The 12,142-nt window shown below is 50.6% G+C and carries 7 protein-coding genes and 1 pseudogene; 7 read left to right on the forward strand and 1 reads right to left on the reverse strand.

Translation table 11 applies throughout. From position 1 onward, the window contains the following. The 4 genes and pseudogenes from QVO43_RS06825 to QVO43_RS06840 form a co-directional block, all read left to right on the forward strand. A pseudogene (locus tag QVO43_RS06825) lies at window positions 1-463 on the forward strand (iron-containing alcohol dehydrogenase); the annotation flags it as partial. 124 nt (window positions 464-587) lie between these two features. Next, on the forward strand, window positions 588-1,955 hold the full coding sequence (locus QVO43_RS06830; protein ID WP_229778474.1) for an MATE family efflux transporter: 1,368 nt from the start codon (window positions 588-590) through the stop codon (window positions 1,953-1,955). 108 nt (window positions 1,956-2,063) lie between these two features. After that, window positions 2,064-2,714, forward strand: coding sequence for a cupin domain-containing protein (locus QVO43_RS06835; protein ID WP_022487792.1), 651 nt, complete (start codon window positions 2,064-2,066; stop codon window positions 2,712-2,714). 10 nt (window positions 2,715-2,724) lie between these two features. Beyond that, the gene (locus tag QVO43_RS06840; protein WP_022487793.1) at window positions 2,725-2,994 is read left to right on the forward strand and encodes a TIGR04076 family protein; all 270 of its coding nucleotides are present in this window, start codon (window positions 2,725-2,727) and stop codon (window positions 2,992-2,994) included. A gap of 35 nt (window positions 2,995-3,029) precedes the next feature. Here QVO43_RS06840 and QVO43_RS06845 read toward each other — a convergent pair whose 3' ends face one another. After that, a complete protein-coding gene (locus tag QVO43_RS06845) occupies window positions 3,030-5,468 on the reverse strand; it encodes an EAL domain-containing protein (RefSeq protein ID WP_288174674.1) in 2,439 nt (812 codons plus the stop codon). 654 nt (window positions 5,469-6,122) lie between these two features. On the opposite strand from QVO43_RS06845, the gene QVO43_RS06850 reads away from it, so the two are divergent. From QVO43_RS06850 to QVO43_RS06865, 3 genes are read left to right on the forward strand one after another with little or no spacing between them, the layout of a single operon-like run. Further along, a complete protein-coding gene (locus QVO43_RS06850) occupies window positions 6,123-7,580 on the forward strand; it encodes a type I restriction-modification system subunit M (RefSeq protein WP_288174676.1) in 1,458 nt (485 codons plus the stop codon). 29 nt (window positions 7,581-7,609) lie between these two features. Then, window positions 7,610-8,668 (forward strand): restriction endonuclease subunit S, encoded by a 1,059-nt coding sequence (locus QVO43_RS06855; RefSeq protein ID WP_022487796.1) that lies wholly within the window; start codon window positions 7,610-7,612, stop codon window positions 8,666-8,668. 25 nt (window positions 8,669-8,693) lie between these two features. Next, window positions 8,694-12,083, forward strand: coding sequence for a DEAD/DEAH box helicase family protein (locus tag QVO43_RS06865; protein ID WP_441293925.1), 3,390 nt, complete (start codon window positions 8,694-8,696; stop codon window positions 12,081-12,083). The last annotated feature ends 59 nt before the right edge of the window (window positions 12,084-12,142 follow it).

Below are 12,142 nucleotides of genomic sequence, written 5' to 3' on the forward strand. Positions count from 1 at the left end.
ACTGTGCTACGAAAACCTCCGGAACTACGGGGCCCAGGCCAAAACCGCCGTGGAACACCAGGTGGTGACCCCGGCCCTGGATGCCATCATCGAGACCAATGTGTACCTGTCCGGGGTGGGGGCGGACAACGGCGGGCTGGCCTGTGCCCATTCCTTCTACAACGGGATCACCTCCCTGGGCGGTCACAGCGCTCCTCACGGAAACTGTGTGGCTTTCGGTACCCTGGTCCAGCTGGTGCTGGAAGGGGTGGAAGAGGATGAATTCCGGGATGTCCAGGGCTTCTGCAAAGAAGTAGGCCTGCCCACCACCCTGGCCGAACTGGGCATCACCACCGATGAACAGATCCGGCAGATTGCCAGAGCTGCCTGTGTGCCCGGAGAAAGCATCCACAACATGGTGGCCGACGTAACCGAAGATCAGCTCTATGCCGCCATCATCCAGGCAGATGCCCTGGGGAAATAAGAGCCTCCATCGGCCATTGACAATTGACCATTGACAAGGAGCTGTTGCTCATGCAACAGCTCCTTTATGGTATAATAGAAAAAATACTTGTCCAGCCCAGTCCGGACAGATTGGCGGTTTTCTTATGTCAGATACAGCACCTCAGCCTTCCAAAGAAGCCAGAAAGTACCAGAAGATGCTGGAGGCCCCGGTGAAGCCTTTGATTGCTTCCCTGGCCCTGCCCTCCATTATCAGCATGATGTGCACCAGCTTCTACAATATGGCGGACACTTATTTCGTCAGCAAAATCGATACCGCCTCCACTGCAGCGGTGGGGGTCACCTTTGCCACCATGGCCATCATCCATGCCATTGCCTTCTTTTTCGGCATCGGCTCCGGCAACAGCATCTCCCGGCTCCTGGGGGCCAGACGCCGGCCGGAGGCGGAAACCATGGCTTCCACCAGCTTCCTGTACGTGTTTCTCTGCGGCCTTCTGATTGCAGTGGTGGGGAACCTGTTCGCTCCCCAGCTGGCTACCCTTATCGGTTCCACCCCTACCATCCTGCCCTATGCAGTCCAGTACATGAGCGTGATCCTGGTGGGGGCGCCCGTAATGATGTCCAGCCTGGTGATGAACAACCATCTCCGGTTCCAGGGCAGCGCCGCCTTTGCCATGGTGGGGATCACCATCGGAGGATTCCTCAACGTGTTCCTGGATCCTCTCTTTATCTTCCAGTTCCATCTGGGGGTGGCCGGGGCAGCCTATGCCACCATCCTCAGCCAGTTTGTCAGTTTCTGCATCCTCCTTTTCATGACCCGGCAGGGGGCCAACATCCCCATCCGGCTGAAGAACATGCATCCATCCTGGCCCATCCTGAAGGAAATCATCGCTGGAGGGGCTCCGTCCCTGATCCGCCAGGGCACCCAGAGCCTGTCCACCATTTTCCTCAATGTGGCGGCCGGGGCCTTCGGGGATGCGGCCATTGCAGCCATGTCCATCGTCACCCGGCTCAGTTTCTTTGCGGCCTCCGTGATTATCGGCTTCGGCCAGGGTTTCCAGCCGGTATGCGGGTTCAGCTACGGAGCCAAAAAGTACCGCCGGCTCCGGGAAGGCTTCTGGTTTGCGGTGAAAAGCGGCACCCTGTTCGCTCTCATAGCCGCTGCCGCTGCCATTGTGTGGGCGGTACCCATCCTGGAACAGTTCCGGGATGATCCCCTGGTGATTGCCATCGGGTCCCGTACCTTACGGTGCCAGGCCCTTACCTTCTTCCTGGTGCCTCTCACCATTTTAACCAACATGTGTCTCCAGACCACCCGGAAAACCGCCGGAGCCATGCTGGTGGCCGCCGGACGCAGCGGCCTGTTCCTGATTCCCACTCTGCTGGTGCTGCCCAGGGCCCTGGGAATCACCGGCCTGGAATGGAGTCAGAGCGTTTCCGATTTCTGCGGCTTCCTCCTGGCAGTTGTGCTGATCCGTAAGTTCTTCCAGAAGCTGCCGGAGGGGGAGGAATAAAAAAGGGGACTGTTGCAAGAGCAGCAGCTTTTTTTGTTGTCTCACCAACGTACTTTCCCTTTTTCCCATGTTACAATACAACCAACAAAAGGAAAGCAGGTGGTACCCATGAAACTGACGGCGGGACAGGTGTTTTCTCTGGGCCGGACCCATCAGCCGGTGGCCGGGTGCACGGTTTCCCAGCAGATCGCCGGAGGACGGAACCCGGTGTGGGTCTTTTCTCTGGGGGCTGGGACGGACATCAGCGGGGAGATCTATCCCTATTACAAACTGCTCCTGGTCCAGGAAGGCCGGCTCCAGCTCACCGGAGCCCTGGCAGGCACGGTGCTGGAACCGGGTCAGAGCATCCTGACTCCTACAGGAGTCCCTGTGGGCATGAGCGCAGAAGTGGATACGGTGTATGTGGAAGTAGAGATTCAGAAGGAGGATATCATGAACAAAGCAGTGGAAGCAGGCAAAGCATTCAAACTGGCAGAATTGCTGCCCTATCAGGAAGGCCGGATCGTGAATATGGATGTGGTCCACAATGAAAAGATGAAATTCGTGGTCATGGCTTTTGACGCCGGCACCGGTCTCAGTGAACATGCGGCCCCCGGGGATGCCCTGATCTTTGCCCTGGACGGGGAAGGGATCATCGGTTACGAAGGAAAGGCCCATACACTGAAAGCGGGGGAACAGTTCCGGTTCGCCAAAAACGGGCTCCATTGGGTGAAGGCAGAAAAGCCCTTTAAAATGGCTCTGCTGCTGACCCTGGAATAGGGAGAAAGCCATGGCTGGACGCAGACCGAAGATCCGGATCACCGTTACCGACCGGCGGGGGAAGATGGGCTGCCACCGGGGCCATCATGTGGGGGAGGTCTTCGATTTCGACGAAGACCGGGGCAAAATCTGCCCCATGGCCATGCATTGTGCCTTTCCCTACATCGACATTCTCCGGTACGGAGGCCAGATCCCCGGCCAGCCTAAAGGCACCGCCGAGTTCTGCTGCAGCGATGCGGATACCATTATGGTGTTCAAGGCGGAAGTGGTGGAAGAATAAAAGGGACTGCTGCACGTTGCGTGCAGCAGTCCCTTTTATTCTTCCCTCAACTTCTTCAGCGCCAGCCGATAGATCTGGCTGGGACCGATTTTTTTCTTCAGCAGAGGATCGGTGGAATGGACGATGCTCCAGCGGAAAGTTACCGTTACCGGGTTCCCGTTGACCTGGTGGATGGCCTGGAGCCGTTTCTGGATCTTCCGGGCCAGGGCTTCCGATTCTTCCGGGTTGGCTTCCCGGCGGATAATGGCAAAGGTGGAATTGTAGAGCCGGGAAATGGCGGAATCTTTGCCAGCCAGGTTCTGGATAATCTGAGCCTCTTTCCGGATCAGATCCTGGAGCAGAGCCGGTTCGTAGCTTTTTTTCAGATAGTTGTCAAAACAGCTTTCCAGTAAAATCAGACAATAGAGGCGGGCCTCTCCTTCTGTATCTTCCTGGCAGTGGATCAGGTCTTCCAGGAATCCCTGCCGGTTCCGCAGACCGGATATTACATCATCATAGGGTGTGGGGAGTTCGTGACGCAGCTTTCGGTTCAGTTTCTCCATATCCAGAAAATATCCCATAAGCCCGATGATCTGCCCGTTCCAGTACAGGGGCCATTTGCTGCAGGTAATGGGATGGAGCTGGCCTTTTACGATACATTCTCCCGGCACGTCTTTAACAGTGATTCCCTTTTGCAGGACATCCAGTTCATCCTGTCGGTAGGGGATATTATCCCGGTGCCAGTTCATGTCCTCATCGGTTTTCCCGATAATCTCTTTTTCAGACTGGAAGCCGTAATGGTCCAGAAAGGCCTGGCTGGCCCCCCGAAAACGGCGGTTCCGGTCCTTCCAGAAATATTTGATCTGGGTGTTCTTTTTCAGGCTGTCCCAGAGCAGGGTAGGGAGGACCTCCGCCGTTTTTGCAGGAACAACCGGCATTCTATCCTCATCTTCCAGGGTCCGGTCTGCCGTAAGCATCAGAGAACTGTCCCCATGGGTCAGCTGGATGGCCATACATTCCCGCCAGGTGTAGTTGCCCGTGCTGTTCCGGCACCGGAACAGCTGGGAAATCCTTCCGGTGGGGCTTTTCTGGATGCGGGCCAGCACGGTGTCCGGGTCCGTGAAGGCCAGATAAGTCGCCTGGTCTTCCTCGAATATCCTCTTCCGGGCAAAATCCTTCAAGGCCGTCCGGATATCCTGGAACTTCCGGGGACTGGACACATGGCTGGAGTTGTTGTTGGCATAAAGCATCTCAATGGTATTTTTTTTCAAATCCACCAGGTTCACATCATCGAACATGCTGTACAGATACCGGAGATTGGCATCCATTTTGTTCTGGCGGATCTGGGCGTTGCTTTGGGAAACGTTGGTGAGGGTGGTGGTGATCAGCAGATGGCCGTTCATCTCACAGACCACCTGGAGCCGGACCAGCACGTAATCTCCGCCGTCGATGTAGACATAGGATTCCGGTCGGTGCGTGGTCCGGGACCGTTCCACACAGAACAGGTAGGTGCGGAGGGCATCCCTGTTTTCCGGATGATTCAGATTGTATTGGATCTCCTGGAGGGTATAGCCCATGTGGCGGATGGCATTGTCATAAGCCCCATTGGTATAAAGATAACGGATGGCCCCTTTTTCATCCATGCCAAAAAGAGCCAGGGGACTGTTCGTTTCGTGGATTTCGCCGCTGGCCCGGTCATAATAGTGGCACCACTTCCGGGGTTCCACCACCCGTTTTTCCTGTTCCATCAAAGCCAGGGTATCCTTCAGAGGCTGGGGCTTTCCATAGTAGAAGCCCTGCTGCCGTCCGCAGCCGATGGAGGCCAAAAAGTCCGCCTGTTCCCGGGTTTCCACCCCTTCCACCAGGGTCTTGAGCCTCAGACGCTTGGCCATGGTAATGGCTGAAGAAACAATGGTCCGGGACTTTTCCGTAAAATTCCGGAGGAAGCCCATGTCCAGCTTGATCAGATCCAGCTGGAAGTCCTTCAGGATGTTGAGAGAAGAGAAGCCGCTGCCGAAATCATCCAGCCACACCTCGTAGCCTTCAGCCCGGAGCCGGTCCACTTCCTGATGCACCTCTCCCGCATTCTGGGCCAGGACGCTTTCCGTAATCTCCACATGGAGGAAATCCCGGGGAATGTTGTATTTCTGCCGGGTATCTTCCACCAGGGAAAAAACATCCAGGCTGGAGAAATCATACCGGGACAGGTTGAAGGAAACCGGGATGATGGGAAGGTTGGCATCCAGCCGCTGGCGGATGGTGCGGCACACTTCTTCCAGCATATAAGCATCCAGCCGGTGGATCTGCCGGGCCTCTTCCAGCACCGGGATGAAGGTGGCCGGGGAAAGGATTCCCGACTGGGGGTCCACCCATCGGGCCAGGGCCTCCAGACCGCACAGATCCCCTGTAAGGGTACGGATCACCGGCTGATAATACACCTGGACCCAGTGGTTTTCCAGTGCCTCCTCCAAGTGCTGGAGAATGTACTTTCCCATACAGTCTGCTGCTACCATAGTGCCATCTCCTTGTTTCCAGTGCTGTTTTGCTTCTTTTTTTCACTCTATTAATTATCCCACAGTTTACATGGAAGGGCAAGGATGTAAAGACAGTTGCGTTGGTGCCAGCCGGTACAGTCGTGCGGTCCGATTTTCATCCTATGCCACGCCCACCGCCGTAGGGGCGGTTCAAGATTTTTGCCGAAGGCAAAATATCGCCAGAGCCGCCCGCCTGCACGGGGGTCCGTTTCCCCGGGCAACCAATGGCATACCAACGGGTATCCAGGATGTCCGTCAGATGGCGGCATAGATTAGTATAGTATAGATTAATATAATATAGTTTAATAAGAGAAAAAAAGATCAAAAAGACAAAGCTCTACATACCATGGGGGCATAAGCAGGCATACCACGTTGAAGTCCTTCCCTGAAAGGGAAGGGGGACCGTCCACAGGACGGTGGATGGGTTTGGCCGGAGGTCATGCAGCACGCTTCACTTTCGGATATGAATGGATAACTATACTGTGATAAAGGTTTCAACGAGAACCTGTTGACACAAATGACCTGCTTCCTTGAGAAGAGGAAAACTGAAAAGTATGATATAATGGCTTCATGATGCTTTGCTTGAATGAATAATCCGTACAAGGGGTGCTGGCTGTGATTACTGGTGAACTGAAAAATAAAGTAGACCGTCTTTGGCAAATGTTTTGGACCGGTGGAATTACCAATCCGCTGGATGTGATCGAACAGATTACGTACCTGATGTTCATCCGGGAACTGGATGTGGTGGACAACGAAAAAAGTTCCAGCAGCCTGATGCTGGGAATTCCTTATAACAGTATCTTCGATGAAACTCATCAGCTGTGCCGGTGGTCCCAATTTAAAAACTATCCTGCTGAAGAAATGTATAAAATTGTCCAGGAACAGGTATTTCCTTTTATCAAGGGACTTCACGGGGATGAAGAAAGTGCCTATTCCAAATACATGGCCGATGCCATTTTCAAGATTCCCACACCCCAACTGTTGGAACAGATTGTTACGGCCATGGACGAAATCGATTGGAAGGACAGCGATATCCGGGGAGATCTCTATGAATACCTGTTGTCCAAAATCGCTACTGCCGGGACCAATGGTCAGTTCCGTACGCCCCGGCATATCATCCGTATGATGGTGGACCTGGTGACGCCCAACCCGGAAGATGTAATCTGTGACCCTGCCTGCGGGACCAGTGGATTTTTGGTAGCTGCCGGGGAATACCTCAGGGAACATTACCGGGACCAGGTGCTGTTTGAACCAAAGAGCAAGAAACATTACAACGATGAGATGTTCCATGGGTACGATATGGACCGGACCATGCTGCGGATTGGGGCTATGAATATGATGACCCACGGGGTGGAAAATCCGGATATTCAGTACAAAGACAGCTTGTCAGAACAGAATGCTGATACAGAACGGTATTCCCTGATTCTGGCCAATCCCCCTTTTAAGGGCAGCCTGAATTATGATGTGGTGGCCGATGACCTGCTGAAAGTGGTGAAAACCAAGAAAACAGAACTCCTTTTCCTGGCTCTTTTCGTGCGGATGCTCCAGAACGGCGGACGGTGCGCCTGCATCGTCCCGGATGGGGTACTGTTTGGTTCCTCCAAGGCCCATAAGGCCATCCGGAAAGAAATCATCGAGAGCCAGCGCCTGGAAGCCGTCATTTCCATGCCCAGCGGGGTCTTCAAGCCCTATGCCGGGGTGTCCACGGCCATCCTGATCTTCACCAAAACCGGAGCCGGCGGCACCGATGATGTATGGTTCTACGACATGAAAGCCGATGGATTTTCTCTGGATGACAAACGGTCCCCTGTACAGGAGAACGACATTCCGGATATCATCCAGCGCTACCATAACCGGGAAGCAGAAAAAAGTCGGAAACGGACGGAACAGAGTTTCTTTGTACCCAAACAGGAAATCGTGGATAACGACTATGACCTGTCCATCAACAAGTACAAAGAAATCGAGTATGTGCCGGTGGAATACCCACCGACCAGTGAGATTATGGCAAATCTAAAGACTTTAGAAGAACAAATTAATCAGGATATGCTTACCTTGGAAAAAATGTTAAAGTGATTTTTTAGATTTGGAGATATAAGATAATCATGAAAGTAAAACTAGGAGATGTTTGCGAAAAAGCATCGTCAAATATCAAACAATCTGATATACCAAGTAATAAAGGGGTATATCCAATTTATGGAGCCTCAGGTCTTCTTGGCAAGGTAAATTTCTTTCATCAAGAAAAACCATATATTGCTGTAATCAAAGATGGAGCTGGTATCGGAAGAGCTATTTTATGTCCAGAGAAATCATCCGTTATTGGGACATTGCAATATTTGCTGCCAAGGGATAATGTTCTTCCTCAATATCTTTACTATGTCATTTGCCATATGCATCTGGAAAAATACTTTACTGGTGCAACAATTCCTCATATTTATTTTAAGGACTACAAGAATGAGCCATTTAATTTAGTATCGAGAGATGAACAACAACGAATAATTAATGTTTTAGGCTTGGTTGAAAATATCATAGATGCACGGAAAAAAGAAATAGTCGAACTTGATAATTTAGTCAAATCCCGATTTGTGGAGATGTTTAGTAATGAAAGGCAACACTATAGACTGAATGAAGTTTGTAAAATAATCACCGATGGCACGCATCAGCCTCCTGAATTTGTATCATGTGGTATTCCGTTTATCTTTGTTTCTAATATTGTCAATAATGAGATTTCCTACAATACAGAAAAATACATTACTCAAGAAACTTATAACAGTCTTATAGTACGGACCCCAATTGAAATGGGAGATATTATTTTATCAACGGTTGGTTCATATGGACATTCGGCCGTAGTCAAAAATAATAAAAAGTTTCTTTTTCAACGGCATATCGCTTATCTAAAACCTAAACATGAGATTGTAGATAGTGATTTTTTGCATAGTGCTCTTTTATCAAGCAATGTTCAACAGCAGATTGATAGGCAAGTAAAAGGAATAGCACAGAAAACATTAAATCTTTCTGCTATAAAGCAACTAGTAGTTCCAATACCTAAAATATTGGAACAGAGAAAATTTGCACGATTAAAAAATCACATCGATAAATCAAAATTGTCCACAGAGAACAGCAGAAAAATGATACAAAATGTGATAAAGTATAGGGGGAAGTGAAACCTTTCCTGATAAGGAGTCTGGTATGATGGGAAACTTTGATTTTTTACAGCAGGACCCCAAATTCAAACCGCTTTATGACGTTGCCAGCAATGCAGAAAAAGTCCTGGCCATCGATCCGGCCATCTGTGCCATGACCTGCCGGAAGGCCATGGAAACTGCTGTAAAATGGATGTATTCCATCGACCGGGATCTCCATATCCCTTATCAGGATAATCTCATCACTTTGCTGAATACCGATGAATTCAAAGCCATTGTGGATGCCAAGCTCCAGCTTCGGCTGGAGTACATCCGCAGAATCGGGAATACGGCAGCTCATGCAGGCCCCCAGAGCCGTAAAAATGTATCTCAGGAACAGGCGGTACTGGCACTGGAATCTTTGTATATGTTTCTGCGTTTTATTGCATACAGCTACAGCCAGATCGAACTGCCTGAAGAGGCTTTTTCTGCTGCACGGATTTCTCAGCCTCTAAAGGCAGATACAGGAACCCTGGAAAAACAGGCCGCAGAGCTGGCAAAAGCAAAGGCGGCTCTGGAGAAAAAAGAAAATGAACTAAAGGCCTTCCAGGCAAAATATGCTGCGGCAGAGGCTGAAGCAACGGCTCTCCGGAAAGAAAAAGCACAGGGCTTCCATCTGCCTCCGGAAACCATGTCTGAAGCCGATACCCGCAAGGCCTATATTGATGTCATGCTTGCAGAAGCCGGCTGGGTGCGGGGTCAAAACTGGGTGGATGAATATCCTGTTGATCAGATGCCCAGCCCAACCGGGTATGGAGCAGCGGATTATGTGCTGTTTGGCCAGGATGGGAAACCCCTGGCAGTTGTGGAGGCCAAAAAGACCAGCCGGGATGTGGCTGCCGGGCGGAAACAGGGGAAGCTGTATGCAGACAGTCTGGAAAAACGGTTTGGCCAGCGTCCTATCATTTTTTTGACCAATGGATTTGAAACCAGGATCGTGGAGGATCAGAAAGGCGGATACCCGGAACGGACGGTCAGTGGGATTTATTCCCGCAGCGATCTGGAAAAAGAATTTTACAAGATGGGAACGAAACAGCCCCTGATCAATGCTCAGCTGGACAGCCATATTGCCGGACGGTATTATCAGCTGGCGGCTGTGAAAGCAGTCTGTGAAGCTTTTGATCAGCGGAACCGGAGAAAAGCACTGCTGGTAATGGCTACCGGCAGCGGCAAGACTCGTACCGTCATTTCTCTGGTGGATGTGCTGCTCCGTCATGGATGGATTCGAAATTTCCTGTTTCTGGCAGACCGGAACAGTCTTGTACTCCAAGCCAAGAAAGCATTTGGGAACAATCTGCCCAATCTGACCATCACCAACCTGACCGAAAAAAATGCCAATCCCAGTGCACGGGGCGTGTTTTCCACCTACCAGACCATGATCCACTGCATTGATGGAATCCGTGACGAAACGGGACACCGGATGTTTACCTGCGGCCATTTTGACCTGATTATTGTGGATGAGGCCCACCGCAGTCTCTACAACAAATATCGGGCTATTTTTGATTACTTTGATGGACTTTTGGTTGGACTGACAGCGACGCCCCGGGATGAAATCGACCGGAATACCTACAGTGTATTTGATCTTGAGGATGGGGTGCCCACCTATAACTATGACCTGCAGCAGGCGGTAAAGGACAAGTTCCTTGTGCCCTATCATGTGGTGGACTGCAAACTGAAACTGATGCAGGAAGGCATCCGTTATGAAGACCTGACGGACGAAGAAAAAAAGGCCTATGAGGACACGTTCACCGATGAAGAGGGAAACCTGCCCCAGTCCATCGATGGATCGGCGCTGAATCAGAAAATCTTCAACAAGGATACCATCAAAAAGGCTTTGTCCGTCTTGATGACAGATGGTATCCGTATCCGGTACAACAGCACCATTGGCAAAACCATTATTTTTGCCCGGAGCCACGCTCATGCAGAAGCCATCCTGAAGGTCTGGAAGGAAATGTATCCCGAACTGAGCGATGATTACTGTACGGTCATTGACAACTATATCGAATACGCCCAGCAGGCACTGGATGATTTTTCTGATGAAAAGAAACTGCCCCAGGTGGCGATTTCGGTGGATATGCTGGATACAGGGGTGGATGTCCCTTCTATTTTAAATCTTGTATTTTTTAAACCGGTGCTGAGCCGTGCCAAATTCTGGCAGATGATTGGCCGGGGAACCCGGACCTGTCCAAAATTACTGGATGGAGAAGATAAAAAGGAATTTTATATCTTTGATCTGTGCGGGAACTTCGACTTTTTCCAGGAAAACCCAAATGGAATCGAAGCCAGCGGTGTTGTGTCCCTGGCCCAGGGAGTGTTTTCTTTGGAAGTGGAACTGATCTTCCGGCTGCAGAAACTGGAGCAGCAAACGGCAGAATTGCAGAATGTTAGGAACGAACTGGTGGAAAAGGTCATTACTAAGATTCAGACGCTGCCCAGGGACAATTTTGCCGTACAGATGCAGCTCCAGTATGTGGATGGGTTCCAGGAAAAAGACCGGTTTACAGCTTTGGCCTATCAGGATGTGGAGAACCTCCAGAAACATCTGGGGCCGCTGATGCAAAATGAGGATAAAGATTTTAATGCAGTGCGGTTTGATGCCCTGTTGTATCAGCTGGAACTTGCCAGTGCAGAAGGAAAAGCCTATCCCCGTGGATTGACGGATCTGAGAAAGAAGCTGGAGGCTTTGACCCATTTGGGAACTATCCCGGCTGTACAGCAGAAGAAAGAGTTCATCACTAGCCTTCTCCATACAGATTATCTTCAGAAAGCAGGCATCAGCCAATGGGAAAAAATCCGCAAAGAACTGCGGGATCTGATGAAACTGATTCCAAAAGGCAAAGCAGTAATCTATGAGACGGATTTTACGGATACACTGTTACAGATTAAGGAAACAGGACCGGATGAACAACCTGTTGCACCGCCAGTCCTGGACAATTACAGGAAAAAAGTGGAATTCTATTTGAAACAACACGAAGACATACCGGCCATCCGAAAATTACGGAACAATGAGCCAATGCAAAAGGTTGATATGGATGATTTGGAAGATTTGTTGTGGAACCGTCTGGGAACAGAGGAACAGTACCATAACGAATATCAGAACCAACCGCTGGGAGAATTTGTACGTTCAGTGGTAGGAATGGATAAAGAAGCACTGAATCAGGCATTTGCCAAGTACATCAATCAGGAAAACCTGAATGACAACCAGATTTATTTTGTCAAGCAGCTCATTGATTATTTGTCTGTGAATGGCTTTCTGAAGGATAATTCCATTTTGCTGAAAAGTCCGTTTACCGATCGTGGGACAGTCAATGTACTGTTTGGCAACGATATGGATGTTTGGCTGCAGATCAGGAAGGTGTTGGAGGGAATCAATCAAAATGTCAATGTGATGCAGTAGGAGGCCAGGGAAGGGCGGGCCTGCGGCTCGCCCCTACACCGCCACGATCGGAGATTCGG

This window comes from Acidaminococcus sp. CAG:542 (assembly GCF_000437815.1).
In the GTDB taxonomy this organism is placed as follows: domain Bacteria; phylum Bacillota; class Negativicutes; order Acidaminococcales; family Acidaminococcaceae; genus Acidaminococcus.

Bases quoted from the DNA above. Each gene is read 5' to 3' on its own strand.
- QVO43_RS06830 (WP_229778474.1), top strand. From the start codon at position 588: ATGTCAGATACAGCACCTCAGCCTTCCAAAGAAGCCAGAAAGTACCAG.
- QVO43_RS06835 (WP_022487792.1), top strand. From the start codon at position 2,064: ATGAAACTGACGGCGGGACAGGTGTTTTCTCTGGGCCGGACCCATCAG.
- QVO43_RS06840 (WP_022487793.1), top strand. From the start codon at position 2,725: ATGGCTGGACGCAGACCGAAGATCCGGATCACCGTTACCGACCGGCGG.
- QVO43_RS06845 (WP_288174674.1), bottom strand. From the start codon at position 5,468: ATGGGAAAGTACATTCTCCAGCACTTGGAGGAGGCACTGGAAAACCAC.
- QVO43_RS06855 (WP_022487796.1), top strand. From the start codon at position 7,610: ATGAAAGTAAAACTAGGAGATGTTTGCGAAAAAGCATCGTCAAATATC.
- QVO43_RS06865 (WP_441293925.1), top strand. From the start codon at position 8,694: ATGATGGGAAACTTTGATTTTTTACAGCAGGACCCCAAATTCAAACCG.